We start from the raw sequence: 14996 nt of genomic DNA, 5'->3' as shown, positions 1-14996 counted from the left end.
GCATGAGTGAGCTGACCCGTCGCGATGCGGCGACCCTGGGTGCCCAGATCGCGGCCAAGGAGGTCTCCTCGACCGAGGTGACCCGGGCCCACCTGGACCAGATTGCCGAGACCGACGAGCGATTCAATGCCTTTCTGCATGTGGCGGCCGATTCGGCGCTCGCCACCGCGGCCCGGATCGACGCGGCCGTGGCCGCGGGCGAGACGCTGCCCTCGCCGCTGGCCGGGGTTCCGCTGGCGCTCAAGGACGTCTTCACCGCCACCGACATGCCGACCACCGCGGGATCCAAGATCCTCGAAGGCTGGCGCGCACCGTACGACGCGACCGTCACCGCCAAGCTGCGCGCAGCGGGCATCCCGATCCTCGGCAAGACGAACATGGACGAATTCGCCATGGGATCGTCGACCGAGAATTCGGCCTACGGACCGACCCGTAACCCGTGGAACACCGAGCGGGTACCCGGCGGGTCGGGCGGCGGTAGCGCTGCGGCACTGGCCGCGTACCAGGCTCCGCTGGCGATCGGCACCGACACCGGCGGATCGATCCGTCAGCCGGCCGCGCTGACCGCGACCGTCGGCGTCAAGCCGACATACGGCACGGTCTCACGCTACGGCCTGATCGCCTGCGCGTCGTCGCTGGATCAGGGCGGTCCGTGTGCGCGCACGGTGCTCGACACCGCGCTGCTGCATCAGGTGATCGCCGGCCACGATCCCCGCGATTCCACCTCCGTCGACGCCCCGGTGCCCGATGTGGTCGGTGCCGCCCGGGCCGGTGCGGCAGGCGATCTCAAGGGCGTGCGTGTCGGTGTTGTCAAGCAGTTGCGGGGCGAGGGTTACCAGCCCGGCGTGCTGGAGTCGTTCAATGCCGCAGTCGCCCAACTGACCGCGCTCGGCGCCGAGGTCAGCGAGGTCGACTGCCCGCACTTCGACCATGCGATGGACGCCTACTACCTCATCCTGCCGTCGGAGGTGTCGAGCAACCTGGCACGGTTCGACGCGATGCGATTCGGGCTGCGGGTCGGTGATGACGGCACGCACAGCGCCGAGGAGGTCATGGCGTTGACCCGGGCCGCCGGGTTCGGGCCGGAGGTCAAGCGCCGGATCATGATCGGTACCTACGCGTTGTCGGCGGGCTACTACGACGCCTACTACAACCAGGCGCAGAAGGTGCGGACCCTGATCGCCCGCGACCTGGAGCAGGCTTACCAGAGCGTGGACGTCCTGGTGTCCCCGGCGACGCCGACCACTGCATTCCGGCTGGGGGAGAAGGTCGACGATCCGTTGGCCATGTACCTGTTCGACCTGTGCACGTTGCCGTTGAACCTGGCCGGGCACTGTGGCATGTCGGTGCCCTCGGGGCTGTCGCCCGACGACGGCCTGCCGGTCGGTCTGCAGATCATGGCGCCGGCCCTGGCCGATGACCGGCTGTACCGCGTCGGCGCGGCCTACGAGGCCGCCCGCGGCCCGTTGCCCAGCGCTCTGTAATTCCCGGCGAGCAGACGCAGAGTCACATGAAAATCGTGTGTCTCGTGCGATTGTGCGTCTGCTCGGCCCACTGAAACGGTCGCCGGAGGGCAAGATGGGGCCATGCGCATCGGAGTTCTCACCGGCGGCGGTGATTGTCCTGGCCTGAACGCGGTGATCCGGGCGGTGGTGCGTACCTGCGACCAGCGCTACGGCTCGTCGGTGGTCGGATTCCTCGACGGCTGGCGAGGGTTGTTGGAGGATCGCCGAATCCAATTGGCCAACGATGATCGCAATGACCGGCTGTTGGCCAAGGGCGGAACCATGCTGGGCACCGCGCGGGTCAACCCCGACAAGCTGCGGGCGGGCCTGGATCAGATCAAGCAGACCCTCGAAGACAACGGGATCGACGTGTTGATCCCGATCGGGGGTGAAGGCACTCTGACCGCCGCGCACTGGTTGTCCGAGGAGAACGTCCCGGTGGTGGGGGTGCCCAAGACCATCGACAACGACATCGACTGCACGGACGTGACTTTCGGTCACGACACGGCGCTGCAGGTGGCAACCGAGGCCATCGACCGGCTGCACAGCACCGCCGAATCCCACCAGCGCGTCATGCTGGTCGAGGTGATGGGCCGGCATGCCGGCTGGATCGCGCTCAACGCCGGGCTGGCGTCGGGCGCGCACATGACCCTGATCCCCGAGCAGCCCTTCGATGTCGAGGAAGTGTGCCGGCTGGTCAAGAAGCGGTTCCAGCACGGATCGTCACACTTCATCTGCGTGGTGGCAGAGGGGGCGAAGCCGGCCGAGGGCACCATGCAACTGCGTCAGGGCGGCATGGACGAGTTCGGGCATGAGAAATTCACCGGTGTGGCACAGCAATTGGCGCTCGAGGTGGAGAAGCGCATCAAAAAGGATGTACGCGTCACGGTCCTCGGCCACGTCCAGCGCGGCGGTACCCCGACGGCTTATGACCGCGTGCTGGCCACCCGGTTCGGTGTGAACGCGGCCGACGCCGCCCATGCCGGCGAGTTCGGGATGATGGTGTCGTTGCAGGGGCAGGACATCGGCCGGGTACCGCTGGCCGATGCGACCCGCCACCTCAAACTGGTACCGCAGTCCCGTTACGACGACGCCGCCGAGTTCTTCGGCTGAGCGCGCGCGGGAACGTCATGCGCTCTTGAGCGCTTCGCGGCGTAACAGTTGCCACATGGACGGCGTGTCCACAGTCGTCGAAACCGTCACGGTCGCACCGGTTTCCGGTGAATCGGCCAGCTTCAGCAGGTAGTCGGCAAGGTCGGTGCGCGACGTGAAAGCGCCCACCGGGTCGCACTGGCCGGCAATGTAATCGGTGACGTTCGGCAGGTCGAACAGGCCGGACGGCCGCACGATCGTCCAGTCCAGTCCGCTGGCGGTCACGACCTCTTCCATGCGACGCATGTCGGCGTAGAGGGTCCTGCCGAAGATGCGGCTGATGACGGGCTGGACCAGGCGCAGCGCGAACGGCGTAGCGGTGCGGCCGGGATAGTCGGCGATCGCGGTCGAACTCACGACGGCCAACCTCTCGACCCCGGTCCGGTGCATCGCGGTGACGATGTTGCTCACGCCGATCGAGTAGGTGTCGACGGGATCCATCGTGAACGTGACGCCCAGGGTGGACAGGACTGCGTCAGCGCCGTCGACGGCGGCGGCGACCGCGTCCGCGTCCCGCACGTCGGCCTCGGCCACGGTGAGTGCGGCGCCGGTGACGGGGAACGCCTCGGGGTGGCGGGTGACCGCCACGACGTCGTGCCCGGCGTCGAGGGCCCGGCGGGTGAGCAGACGTCCGGTTGCCCCGTTGGCGCCAAAGATGGCGATTCGCATGTTGCCTCCCATTTAGTCACTAATAGTGACAATCACGTTATATGACAATCACTAACAGTGCTAGTGTCGGCGGCATGGTTGAGGAACCGACCGGTGTGTCCGCTCTCGACGAGCGCATCCCGTTCCTGCTGTCCCAACTCGGCGCATATGTGGCCGATGGCTTCAGAGCGAAGCTGGAGCCGTTGGGTCTGCATCCCAGGGCCACCGCGGTTCTGCTGGCACTCGCCGGTGTCGACGGGCAGTCGCAGCGCGAGCTCTGCGAACGCCTTGGGCTGCACCGCAATGTCATGGTCGCGCTGATCGACACGCTGGAGGCCGAGGGTCTCGTCGAACGCCGGGCGCATCCCGATGACCGGCGGGCATTCGCCGTATCTCTGACCGGGCGGGCGCGCGAGTTGGTCCCAGCCCTGGACTCCGCAGGTCGTGCACTTGAGGACGAGGTGACGGCGTCACTGTCCGACGACGAACGCACCGCGCTGCGCCACCTGCTGCGCCGGTTGTCGGCCGCGGCCGGCCTGATCCCCGGCGTCCACCCCGGACTGGCCTGAAACGGCCCCATTAGGATCGACACCATGTCTGTCGCTACCGCCGAACTCGTTGACTACGACGACGTCATCGCCACCTATGAGCCCGTGATGGGTATGGAGGTTCACGTCGAGCTGTCCACGGCCACCAAGATGTTCTGCGGCTGCGCCAACCGGTTCGGTGCCGAGCCGAACACCCTGGTCTGCCCGGTGTGCCTGGGGCTGCCCGGGTCGCTGCCGGTGCTCAACGAGGCGGCGGTCGAGTCGGCGATCCGGATCGGCCTCGCGCTCAACTGCGACATCGCGCCGTGGGGCCGGTTCGCCCGGAAGAACTACTTCTACCCCGACCAGCCGAAGAACTACCAGATCTCGCAGTACGACGAGCCGATCGCGATCGACGGATACCTCGACGTGCCGCTCGACGATGGCACCACCTTCCGCGTCGAGATCGAGCGTGCGCACATGGAGGAGGACACCGGCAAGCTGACCCATCTGGGTAGCGACACCGGCCGTATCGCGGGTGCGACGACGTCGCTCGCCGATTTCAACCGTGCCGGTGTTCCGTTGATCGAGATTGTCACCAGGCCGATCGAGGGCACCGGGGCACGGGCACCGGAGATCGCCCGCGCCTATGTGACCGCGCTGCGAGATCTGTTGCGTGGCTTGGGCGTATCGGATGTCCGGATGGATCAAGGGTCGATGCGGTGCGACTCGAACCTGTCACTGAAGCCGGTCGGGGCCACCGAGTTCGGCACCCGTACCGAGACCAAGAACGTGAACTCGCTCAAGAGCGTCGAGGTTGCCGTCCGGTATGAGATGCGCCGCCAGGCAGCGGTTCTCAATTCCGGTGGCACGGTCACCCAGGAGACGCGGCATTTCCACGAGGACGGCTACACCTCCCCGGGCCGCAGCAAGGAGACCGCGCAGGACTACCGGTACTTCCCCGAGCCCGACCTCGAGCCTGTCGCCCCCGACGCAGAGCTCGTCGAACGCCTGCGTCAGACCATCCCCGAGCTGCCGTGGTTGGCGCGCAAGCGGATTCAGCAGGACTGGGGCATCTCCGACGAGGTGATGCGTGACCTGGTCAACGCCGGTGCGGTGGAGTTGGTGGCAGCCACCGTCTCCCACGGCGCCTCCAGCGAGGCCGCCCGCGCCTGGTGGGGCAACTTCCTGGTGCAGAAGGCGAACGAATCCGAGGTCGAGCTCGAGACATTGCCGATCACCCCGGCCCAGGTGGCCGTCGTGGTCAAGCTCGTCGACGAGGGCAAGCTGTCCAACAAACTGGCCCGACAGGTCATCGAGGGAGTGTTGGCCGGCGAGGGCGAACCCGAGCAGGTGATGGCCGACCGTGGGCTGGCGCTCGTGCGCGACGACTCGGTGATCCAGGCTGCCGTTGATAAAGCGCTCGAGGCTCAGCCCGACGTCGCGGACAAGATCCGCGGTGGCAAGGTCCAGGCCGCCGGGGCGATTGTCGGTGCGGTGATGAAGGCGACCAAGGGTTCTGCCGACGCGGCCCGGGTACGCGAGCTGGTGCTGGCCGCCTGCGGCCAGGGCGGGTAACCGCGCGTTACTTGACGGCGCCGGCGAACATCGTCATCGCGGCGGCGGCATATTGCTCGAGCCGTTCGCGTGGGTAGCTGGCCGGGTCGTGCACGGCGAGGCGGCCGAGCATCTCCGCGAACGACAGCAAGGTGTGGCCGAGAAGCTCGGGATCCAGTGCGGACAGCCGGGGATCCACGGCTATGCCCGCCTTTGCCATTTGCTTGAGCTCCGTGAGGATCTGGTTGCGGGCGTTGCGGACCGCTGCGTGGACATCCCGCGGCGCGGTGTCGGGTTCGGTGAGGATGAGCCGCCAGCGGGCCGGATTCTCCAGCACGCAGCGTAGGAAACCGGTGACCGTCGCCGTGTAGGCATCTGCCGGTCCGGTTACCGACAGATTCTCGGGCAGGGTGGTCAGGACCTGGCTCAGGCCCCGCTGGTGCTCCCGGACGAGCAACGCAGCCACCAGTTCGGTGCGGGTCCGAAACGCGGTATAGAGAACGGGTTTGCCGACGCCACCGGCCTCGGCGACCCCCTCCATGGTCAGCTCGTGCAGGGGGCAATCGTGGAGCACCGTCAAAGCTGCGTCCAGCAGTTGCTCGCGCCGCTCCTCACGCGGTAGCCGCGGTGCATATCTGCGGCGCTGGCGGTCAGGCACCCGGGTAATGGTACGTGATAGGCGAACCATTTCTAAGGGCACATTGTGGGCGTTGTATTCATATCAGCCGATTGACGCTGCCGGTCCCGGTCCGGGCCGGGGAGTCGATCTAGGCCGAAATGTCTTGTGTCCTAGGTGTTGTCAGCATTGCTGCGCGGGAAGCCGCCGCCCTGTGGGAAGAGCGGGAAGACGACGTCGTCGAAGTTCTCGGCATCTCCGGCGGTCCGGTTCACGGTTGCGCCCCACACGTTGCCGTCGGGGGAGAGCTGCAACGCCCAGGCATGACCGCGCACGTTCTCCCGGACCACCTCCGGGTCACCGGTGACCGCGCCCGTATCGGGTGCCAGGCGTACGGCGACGGTCTTCTTGACGTTGACCAGGTTCACCAACACCGTGCCCTCCAGGGCGGCGCATCCGGCGACGCCCGGCCGGTCCGGCCAGGTCCACACCGTGGAAATCTTGGAATCCTTGGTGATGCGCTGCAGTCGATCGGCGCTCGGGGTGCGGTCGGTGACGTAGAGCGAGCCGTCTGACGAATCGACACACATTCCGCCCGCGCCACCCAGGCCGCTTAGCGCTGTGGTGACCGGGGCCTGGTTGACGGTGGTGGGCTGCTCGATGCGCAGTACCTTGCCTGCCAGCGATGCGGGATCGGCGGCCAATGCCGGGTCGCCCGCATCGCCCGTCTGCACCAGCAGGGTGGTCTTGCTGGTGAACGTCAGCGCCCCCATGTTGCCGGTGGCACCCTTCGGAATGCCGGTGAGGATGGGTTTCGGCACGTCGCCGTCGGCGATGCGGATCACGCGGTTGTCCGTCGGAGTGCTGACATAGGCGTACATCAGACGGTCCTGGCCGTAGGTCGGCGACAGCACGATGTCCATCAGTCCGCCGTCGCCGGACGGATCGACGGGGATCGTCACCTTGACCTTCGGCTCGGCCTTCACCGACACCTGCTTGACCGCGCCGGTGAGCCGCTCGGCGACCAGGGCTGACTGGCTGTCGGGCAGCATGATCAGACCGCTGGTGCTGTCGAGGCAGCCCTGCATGACACCTGTCGCCTTGCATTCCTTGGGGAACGGCTTGGCCGGCAGCGGTGGCGGCGGCGGTGGTGTGGTGGTCGGCCCCGGTGCCATCTTGGGCTCGGTGGTGAAAGGTTCGGACTGGGCCGCGTCGAACCGGGCACAGCCCGACCCGACAAGCATCGCGGCACACAGAACGGCGGCCACCCCCATCAGCCGGCGCGATTTCATGCCGCCAGATTACGGATCGCTCGGCGGTGCGCGCCACGTCGGGACCGCGCGTCGGATCCGTAGCAGGTCGATACCAGGCGGAAGCGCCGGGGTAAATACCCGGATCGGACCGAACTTGCACTTACCCTGGCAGCTGTGACCAGCCACCCACAGGACCCACAAGCCTGGCAACGACCGGGTTACTCGGACGATTCCGCCAGGCCGGCCGGGGCCAGCCTGGTCGACCCCGAAGACGACCTGCCGTCGGAAAACTACGGCGGCGACTTCGAGACCACCGCCATTCCCCGCTACGACTCGAAAGCGGGCGACCAGTCCGCATTCAGCCTGGTCTCCGACCCCGAGCCACTGCCGTACGTGCAATCCGGCGGGCCGGCCCCCATGGCCCCCTTCTCGGCCGAACCGGCCGAGATCGAGCGCGACGACTTCATCGACGACCGGGTCCGGGCGGCCGGTCGACGCGGCACCCAGGACCTCGGCCTGCTGATCCTGCGCGTCGCGCTGGGCGGGCTGATGATCATCCACGGCCTGCAGAAGGCCTTCGGCTGGTGGGGCGGCCCAGGGCTGGACGGGTTCAACTCGTCGCTGGACGAGATGGGCTTCAAGAACGCCGACATCCTGACCTATGCCGCCACCGGCGGGCAGATCGCCGCAGGCGTGCTGCTGGTCCTCGGGTTGTTCACCCCGATCGCGGCGGCCGGCGCACTGGCCTACCTGATCAACGGGGTGCTGGCCACCGCGATGGCGGCGCATGAGCAGGCCCGCCTCGCGGAAGTCATCACCGACGGCACCGAATACCGGATGATCGTCGTCGTCGCCGCAGCCGCGATCATCCTGACCGGGCCGGGCCGCTACGGATTCGACGCCGGCCGCGGCTGGGCTCGACGCCCGTTCGTGGGTTCCTTCGTGGCCCTGGTGCTCGGCGTGGCCGGCGGCATCGCGATCTGGGTGTTGCTCAACGGCGGCAACCCGCTGGGTTGAGACGGCGCTGAACGGCGTTTGAACCGTCAGGCGTACGGATTCGGTACGCGGCCGCCGCTCACCTCGGTGAGCAACGGCAGTGTTGCGAACGTCACGGCAGGCAGGCGCAGGTCCGTACCGTCGCTCAAATCTGCGATCGCCCAAGAGGACCGGTCGAACCGCAATCCCTTGATCTCGGTCCACGACACGGTGCGGCTGCGCGTCAGCGACCGCGCTGTGACGGTGTCGGCATCGGCGGTCGTGCGGTACCGAATGATGGCCGCCGACAACGCAATCGGGATCACCAGCAGCACCGAGAACCAGGTCGGATTGCTCAGGACCAGCGTCAGCAGGCCGAGCGTCAGGAATCCGACTGCCAGGTGCGCCATGGGCGATATCCGGATTACGACAGGGGCGGTTGCCGATCGTGCGCTCACAGGTTCATCCTTGCACCACCCGGCGGACGGCCCCGCCGGCGTCACCGGGCGTCCGGGGCTCAGCGGAACCAATTTGACCTTTAACCTGTACGGCAGCTACCGTCGGGTGCTATGCAGAACCCCGGATTGCTCGTAGTAATTGGTTGGCGCGTTGATGCCGCGCTGGCCCTCTGCCGGGCATAGCCAACCGCATCGACGCGCCACCCTCGTACAGCTACCGGCTGACGGGGGTTTTTTATTTGCCCACAAGCGCGCCGTAATCAATGAAAAATTGAAACTTCCTGAAGAGGAATGTGAAGCAGACCGTGAAGAGGACATCGTGAGCGCACCGACAACGCGACCGCCAGCCCGGTCGGGAACCGCGCCTGCCAACGGCGCAACCAACGCCAAATCAGATTCGGGACAGCCCAACCGGGTTGCACCGCAGCAGCTCACCGGCGCCCAGGCGGTCGTCCGGTCGCTGGAAGAGCTCGGCGTCGACGTCGTCTTCGGGATCCCCGGTGGCGCCGTGCTGCCGGTCTACGATCCGCTGTTCGACTCGCAGAAGCTGCGCCACGTGCTGGTCCGCCATGAGCAGGGCGCCGGCCACGCCGCCAGCGGCTATGCCCACGCCACGGGCAAGGTCGGCGTGATGATGGCCACGTCCGGCCCCGGCGCGACCAACCTGATCACCCCGCTGGCCGACGCCCAGATGGACTCCATCCCCGTGGTGGCCATCACCGGGCAGGTGGGCCGCAGCCTGATCGGCACCGACGCCTTCCAGGAAGCCGACATCACCGGCATGACCATGCCGATCACCAAGCACAACTTCCTGGTGCGCAACGGTGACGACATCGCCCAGGTGATGGCCGAGGCCTTCTACATCGCCAGCTCGGGGCGCCCGGGCGCGGTGCTCGTCGACGTTCCCAAGGACATCCTGCAGGCCCAGTGCACCTTCTCCTGGCCGCCGCAGATGGACCTGCCCGGGTACAAGCCGAACACCAAGCCGCACAGCCGTCAGGTGCGTGAGGCCGCCAAGCTGATCGCCGCGGCGCACAAGCCGGTGCTCTACGTCGGCGGTGGTGTGATCCGTGGTGAGGCCAGCGCCGAACTGCTCGAGCTGGCCGAGCTGACCGGCATCCCGGTCGTCACCACGCTCATGGCCCGCGGCGCGTTCCCGGACAGCCACCCGCAGCACCTGGGGATGCCGGGCATGCACGGCACCGTGGCCGCGGTGGGTGCGTTGCAGAAGAGCGACCTGCTGATCGCTCTTGGCACTCGGTTCGACGACCGGGTCACCGGTCAGCTGTCCTCGTTCGCCCCTGAGGCGAAGGTGATCCACGCCGACATCGACCCCGCCGAGATCGGCAAGAACCGGCACGCCGACGTCCCCATCGTGGGTGACGTGAAGGCCGTCATCACCGATCTGATCGAGGTGCTGCGCCGCGATGGAACGACCAGTGCCGCATTGAAATTGGACGGCTGGTGGGAGTACCTGTCCGGACTGAAGTCGACCTACCCGCTGAGCTACGGCCCGCAGAGCGATGGCAGCCTCAGCCCCGAGTACGTCATCGAGAAGCTGGGTCAGATCGCCGGACCCGAGGCGGTCTATGTCGCCGGGGTCGGCCAGCACCAGATGTGGGCCGCGCAGTTCGTCAAGTACGAGAACCCCAAGACGTGGCTGAACTCCGGTGGCCTTGGCACCATGGGCTTCGCCGTCCCGGCGGCCATGGGCGCCAAGTTCGCCCGCCCCGAGGCCGAGGTGTGGGCCATCGACGGTGACGGCTGCTTCCAGATGACCAACCAGGAGCTGGCCACCTGTGCCATCGAGGGCGCACCGATCAAGGTGGCGTTGATCAACAACGGCAACCTGGGCATGGTGCGGCAGTGGCAGACGCTGTTCTACGACCAGCGCTACAGCCAGACCGATCTGGCCACGCACTCGCGTCGGATCCCGGACTTCGTCAAGCTGGCCGAGGCGCTGGGCTGCGTCGGGCTGCGCTGCGAGCGGGCCGAGGACGTCGAGGACGTGATCAACCAGGCCCGGGCGATCAACGACCGCCCGGTGGTCATCGACTTCATCGTCGGTGCCGATGCGCAGGTGTGGCCGATGGTCGCCGCCGGCACCAGCAACGACGAGATCATGGCAGCTCGGGACATCCGGCCGCTGTTCGACGAAAACGACGCCGAGGGGCACGCCTGATGAGCAACACCACGCCCACCCACACGCTTTCGGTGCTGGTCGAGGACAAACCCGGCGTCCTCGCCCGGGTGGCCACCTTGTTCTCCCGTCGTGGCTACAACATCCAGTCCCTGGCTGTGGGTGCCACCGAGCAGAAGCACATGTCGCGGATGACGATCGTCGTCAGTGTCGAGGAATCGCCGCTGGAGCAGATCACCAAGCAGCTCAACAAGCTGGTCAACGTGATCAAGATCGTCGAGCAGGAGGACGACAGCTCGGTCTCCCGCGAACTCGCCCTGATCAAGGTGCGCGCCGACGCGAGCAACCGCGGTCAGGTCATCGAAGCGGTGAACCTGTTCCGCGCCAAGGTGGTTGACGTTTCGACCGAGTCCCTGACCGTCGAGGCCACCGGGACCTCGGAAAAGCTGGAGGCCCTGCTGCGGGTCCTGGAGCCCTACGGTATCCGTGAGATCGCACAGTCCGGCATGGTGTCGGTCTCGCGCGGACCCCGTGGTATCAGCGCAGTGAAGTAAGCACGTCGAGTAGCGTTAGTCGGCTGTAGAGCTAGAAAGAGAAGGAAAATTTCGCATGGCAGTTGAGATGTTTTACGACGCCGACGCGGACCTGTCGATCATCCAGGGTCGCAAGGTCGCCGTCATCGGCTACGGCAGCCAGGGGCACGCGCATTCGCTGTCGCTGCGTGATTCGGGTGTCCAGGTCAAGGTCGGCCTGAAAGAGGGCTCGAAGTCCCGCGTCAAGGTCGAAGAGCAGGGCCTCGAGGTCGGCACCCCCGCAGAGGTCGCCAAGTGGGCCGACGTGATCATGGTGCTCGCGCCCGACACCGCGCAGGCCGAGATCTTCAAGAACGACATCGAGCCCAACCTGGAGGACGGCAACGCGCTGTTCTTCGGCCACGGCCTCAACATCCACTTCGGCTTGATCAAGGCTCCGGCCAACGTCACCGTCGGCATGGTCGCCCCCAAGGGGCCCGGCCACCTGGTGCGTCGCCAGTTCGTCGACGGCAAGGGTGTGCCCTGCCTGATCGCCGTCGACCAGGACCCGAAGGGCGAGGGCCAGGCCCTGGCGCTCTCGTACGCCGCCGCGATCGGCGGTGCCCGCGCCGGCGTCATCAAGACCACCTTCAAGGAAGAGACCGAGACCGACCTGTTCGGTGAGCAGGCCGTGCTCTGCGGTGGCACCGAAGAGCTGGTCAAGGCCGGCTTCGAGGTCATGGTCGAGGCGGGCTACGCCCCGGAGATGGCCTACTTCGAGGTGCTGCACGAGCTCAAGCTCATCGTCGACCTGATGTACGAGGGCGGCATCGCCCGCATGAACTACTCGGTGTCCGACACCGCGGAGTTCGGTGGCTACCTTTCGGGTCCGCGGGTCATCGACGCCGACACCAAGCAGCGCATGCGCGACATCCTGACCGACATCCAGGACGGCACCTTCGTCAAGCGCCTGGTCGCCAACGTCGAGGGCGGCAACAAGGAGCTCGAAGGTCTTCGCAAGGCCAACGCCGAGCACCCGATCGAGGTCACCGGCAAGAAGCTGCGCGACCTGATGAGCTGGGTCGACCGGCCGATCACCGAAACGGCATAACTGCTGCGTTCACTGGCCAGTTATTGCACGCGATTCACTAAAAAGCGTGCAGTAACTGGCCTTTCGGCGTTTTCTAGACGATTCGGTAGCCGATCGCGGCGAGCGTGCGGGCCACATTTCTACCCTCGGCGCTGCCGGGGAGCTTCTCGGTGCTGTCGATCTGCAGGCCCTCACCGACGACGCCGAACAGCTCGGTCGACACCGGGTCGTCGGGCTCCGGCGGCTCGATGCGGCCGTCCGGGTAGATGCACTGCGTTCGCATGGCCCACATCGTCTGTGCGGCGGCGACGACGTTGTACCCGTGCAGCGGTGGGCTCACGTGATAGAGCTCCAGGTCGCCCACCGCGAACAACTTCATGACCGGATCCAGGTGTGGGACTGATCCCACCAACCGTGCGACGCCCCCAAAGTTCACGCATCAAATCTAAGCGGCCTCGGCAGTGCTGCAGCGCAGCAGTTTTCCCGGCGCCAGCCGTCGGCGGCTACGAACCCAGCCGTGCCGCCACGCTGACGACCCGCCGGGCAAGGTGATCCAGCGCGTCGTAGGTGGTGTCGTCGAACTCGCTGATGTTGTCGTGGTTGGCCAGCAGGCTGGCGCCGTACGGGTTGCCGTCGACGAATTTGAGCGGATCGGTGTAGCCCGGCGGGACGATGATCCCGCCCCAGTGCATCAACGTCACGTAGAGCGTCAGCAGCGTGGTCTCCTGCCCGCCATGCGCGGTGTTGGTCGAGGTGAACCCGGCGTAGACCTTGTCGGCGAGCTTGCCCTGTGACCACAGGCCGCCGAGCGAATCGAGGAATGCGCGCAATTGCGAAGCGACAGAACCGAATCGGGTGGGGGAGCCGAAGATCACCGCGTCTGCCCAGACGATGTCGTCACCGGTGGCGCTCGGTTGATCCTTGGTGGCTTCGTAATTCGCGGTCCAGGCCGGATTGTGAGCGAAGGACTCTGGATCGGCGGTCTCGGCGACGGGCCGCAACCGCACCTCGGCACCTGCGGCCTCGGCGGTGGCGGTGACCCGCTGAGCCATGTGCGTGCCGTGGCCGGTCGCGGAGTAGTAGATGACGGCGACCTTGGGTGCAGGAGTGGTCATGGTGCCAGCTTAGGCAGATCCCGCATACCGAACTCGCGTTTGAGCACGGTGCGGGCGGCGTAGAACCCGGCCATCCCGTGCACGCCACCACCCGGCGGAGTGGCCGACGAGCACAGGTAGGCCTTGGGGATCGGGGTGGTCCACGGGTCGAACCGTGGAGTGGGCCCCAGCAGCGCGCTGGCCATGTTGTTGCCCCCCACACCGATATCGCCGCCCACCAGGTTGGCGTTGTGCTCGTCCATCCGCGACGCGGGCACGCTGCGGACCCCGACCACCAGATCGCGGAAGCCCGGGGCGAATCGTTCGAAGATGTCGGTGACCACCGTGGCCATGTCCCGCGTCGAATTGTTGGGTACGTGGACATAGGTCCACAGCGGGCGCCGGCCGGCGTCATCGATGCGGGATGCGTCGGCGACGTGGGGGAGCGCGCCCAGCACCATCGGCCACTCGGCGTGGCGGCCCGCGGCGATCTCGGACTCGGCCAGTGCCATCTGTGCCCGGCTGCCACCCAGGTGCAGGGTCGGCGCCTGGGCCAGACGCGGGTCACGCCAAGGGATCTCGCCGCTCAGCACGAAATCGACCTTCGCCACCCCCGGTCCGTAGCGGTAGCGGCTCAACGCCCGCGCATAGCGAGGCGGCAGGGCCTTGCCGTAGATCGACAGCAGCGCGGTCGGTGCGGTGTCGTAGATGACCACGCCCGACGGTGGTTCAGTGACCTCGTGTCCGAGGACGAGTTCGCCGCCGTGCGCGGTGAGATCGGCGATCAGCGCATCCGGGATCGCCTGGGATCCGCCGATCGGGATCGGCCATCCCACAGCATGTCCCAGCGTCGCCAGCATCAGACCAGCGCCACCCGATACCAGTGATGGCATCGTCGAGATCGTGTGTGCTGCAACACCACTGAACAACGCACGGGCATCTTCGCCCGTCAGTGTGCGCCACAACGGGGTGCCTTGGGCGAGCAATCGGGGCGCGACACGCGCGGCCGCGGTCAGCGACGGCGGTAGCGACCGCTTGTCGCCGAGGATCAGGCCCACCACGTCATCGCACTCGGCAGCCAGCGGACCGAGCAGCCGTCGCCAGGAATCTCCGTGGTCCAGTTCGGAGCACGTGCGCTCGATGTCGCGGTAACCGATCGCCGCCGGGCGGTGCTGCAACGGGCTGGCGTAGGAAATCTCGGGGACCGCCAGTTGCACCCCGCGGGCGGTCAGGTCGTAGGCGGCGAAGAACGGCGACGCCAACGCCAGCGGGTGCACCGCTGAACAGATGTCGTGGCTGACTCCGGGATATTCCGGGTCCGGCATGGTGCGTGCCCCACCGCCCGGGGTGGGTTGCGCTTCGATGACGCGTACGGCCAGTCCGGCCCGGGCACAGATGACCGCGGCGGACAGGCCGTTGGGGCCGCTGCCGACGATTGTGACGTCCACGCCCATCAGTACACCGCACGC

Annotated in this window: 15 protein-coding genes; 8 read left to right on the top strand and 7 right to left on the bottom strand. The window is 67.0% G+C overall.

The window, feature by feature from the left end:
• Nucleotides 1-2 precede the first annotated feature (2 nt).
• Nucleotides 3-1484 (top strand): Asp-tRNA(Asn)/Glu-tRNA(Gln) amidotransferase subunit GatA, encoded by a 1482-nt coding sequence (gene gatA, locus A5779_RS11585; protein WP_064881987.1) that lies wholly within the window; start codon nucleotides 3-5, stop codon nucleotides 1482-1484.
• A gap of 102 nt (nucleotides 1485-1586) precedes the next feature.
• Nucleotides 1587-2618: an ATP-dependent 6-phosphofructokinase gene (locus tag A5779_RS11580; RefSeq protein ID WP_064881925.1), complete on the top strand. Its 1032-nt coding sequence runs from the start codon at nucleotides 1587-1589 to the stop codon at nucleotides 2616-2618.
• Between the two features lie 15 nt (nucleotides 2619-2633).
• Here the strand turns inward: A5779_RS11580 and A5779_RS11575 are convergent, their stop codons facing one another.
• Nucleotides 2634-3326 (bottom strand): NAD(P)-dependent oxidoreductase, encoded by a 693-nt coding sequence (locus tag A5779_RS11575; RefSeq protein WP_064881985.1) that lies wholly within the window; start codon nucleotides 3324-3326, stop codon nucleotides 2634-2636.
• Between the two features lie 74 nt (nucleotides 3327-3400).
• Between A5779_RS11575 and A5779_RS11570 the strand changes: the two genes are divergently transcribed.
• Nucleotides 3401-3874, top strand: a complete 474-nt coding sequence (locus tag A5779_RS11570; RefSeq protein WP_064881923.1) for a MarR family winged helix-turn-helix transcriptional regulator — start codon at nucleotides 3401-3403, stop codon at nucleotides 3872-3874.
• Nucleotides 3875-3898: 24 nt separating this feature from the next.
• Nucleotides 3899-5410 (top strand): Asp-tRNA(Asn)/Glu-tRNA(Gln) amidotransferase subunit GatB, encoded by a 1512-nt coding sequence (gene gatB, locus A5779_RS11565; protein ID WP_064881919.1) that lies wholly within the window; start codon nucleotides 3899-3901, stop codon nucleotides 5408-5410.
• Nucleotides 5411-5417: 7 nt separating this feature from the next.
• Here gatB and A5779_RS11560 read toward each other — a convergent pair whose 3' ends face one another.
• Both A5779_RS11560 and A5779_RS11555 read right to left on the bottom strand, forming a co-directional pair.
• Nucleotides 5418-6077 (bottom strand): TetR/AcrR family transcriptional regulator, encoded by a 660-nt coding sequence (locus tag A5779_RS11560; protein ID WP_064881918.1) that lies wholly within the window; start codon nucleotides 6075-6077, stop codon nucleotides 5418-5420.
• 101 nt (nucleotides 6078-6178) lie between these two features.
• A complete protein-coding gene (locus A5779_RS11555; protein WP_174554320.1) occupies nucleotides 6179-7297 on the bottom strand; it encodes a PQQ-dependent sugar dehydrogenase in 1119 nt (372 codons plus the stop codon).
• Between the two features lie 135 nt (nucleotides 7298-7432).
• Between A5779_RS11555 and A5779_RS11550 the strand changes: the two genes are divergently transcribed.
• Nucleotides 7433-8275, top strand: a complete 843-nt coding sequence (locus A5779_RS11550) for a DoxX family protein (RefSeq protein WP_064881917.1) — start codon at nucleotides 7433-7435, stop codon at nucleotides 8273-8275.
• Nucleotides 8276-8301: 26 nt separating this feature from the next.
• Here A5779_RS11550 and A5779_RS11545 read toward each other — a convergent pair whose 3' ends face one another.
• The gene (locus A5779_RS11545; RefSeq protein ID WP_064881916.1) at nucleotides 8302-8643 is read right to left on the bottom strand and encodes a PH domain-containing protein; all 342 of its coding nucleotides are present in this window, start codon (nucleotides 8641-8643) and stop codon (nucleotides 8302-8304) included.
• Between the two features lie 367 nt (nucleotides 8644-9010).
• On the opposite strand from A5779_RS11545, the gene A5779_RS11540 reads away from it, so the two are divergent.
• Genes A5779_RS11540 through ilvC form a run of 3 tightly spaced genes read left to right on the top strand, consistent with a single transcriptional unit; the run spans nucleotide 9011 to nucleotide 12454 of the window.
• Nucleotides 9011-10873 carry an acetolactate synthase large subunit gene (locus A5779_RS11540; protein WP_064881981.1) on the top strand — a complete coding sequence of 621 codons (1863 nt, stop codon included), beginning with the start codon at nucleotides 9011-9013 and terminating at the stop codon, nucleotides 10871-10873.
• Entirely contained in the window at nucleotides 10873-11385 is a 513-nt protein-coding gene (ilvN, locus tag A5779_RS11535; RefSeq protein ID WP_055112725.1) for an acetolactate synthase small subunit, read from the top strand. The genes A5779_RS11540 and ilvN overlap by 1 nt, the downstream gene beginning before the upstream one ends.
• A gap of 55 nt (nucleotides 11386-11440) precedes the next feature.
• Nucleotides 11441-12454, top strand: coding sequence for a ketol-acid reductoisomerase (ilvC, locus tag A5779_RS11530; protein WP_064881915.1), 1014 nt, complete (start codon nucleotides 11441-11443; stop codon nucleotides 12452-12454).
• A 73-nt stretch (nucleotides 12455-12527) separates the two neighbouring features.
• Here the strand turns inward: ilvC and A5779_RS11525 are convergent, their stop codons facing one another.
• From A5779_RS11525 to A5779_RS11515, 3 genes are all read right to left on the bottom strand, one after another.
• Nucleotides 12528-12812: a hypothetical protein gene (locus A5779_RS11525; protein WP_236734739.1), complete on the bottom strand. Its 285-nt coding sequence runs from the start codon at nucleotides 12810-12812 to the stop codon at nucleotides 12528-12530.
• 124 nt (nucleotides 12813-12936) lie between these two features.
• Nucleotides 12937-13548, bottom strand: a complete 612-nt coding sequence (gene wrbA, locus A5779_RS11520) for an NAD(P)H:quinone oxidoreductase (RefSeq protein WP_064881909.1) — start codon at nucleotides 13546-13548, stop codon at nucleotides 12937-12939.
• Entirely contained in the window at nucleotides 13545-14975 is a 1431-nt protein-coding gene (locus A5779_RS11515) for a phytoene desaturase family protein (protein ID WP_110777154.1), read from the bottom strand. The genes wrbA and A5779_RS11515 overlap by 4 nt, the downstream gene beginning before the upstream one ends.
• Nucleotides 14976-14996 lie beyond the last annotated feature (21 nt).

This window comes from Mycolicibacterium peregrinum, assembly GCF_001665625.1.
In the GTDB taxonomy this organism is placed as follows: domain Bacteria; phylum Actinomycetota; class Actinomycetes; order Mycobacteriales; family Mycobacteriaceae; genus Mycobacterium; species Mycobacterium peregrinum_B.
The sequence above is the reverse complement of the archived record's forward strand: the minus strand, read 5'-3'. Positions and strand labels throughout refer to the sequence as shown.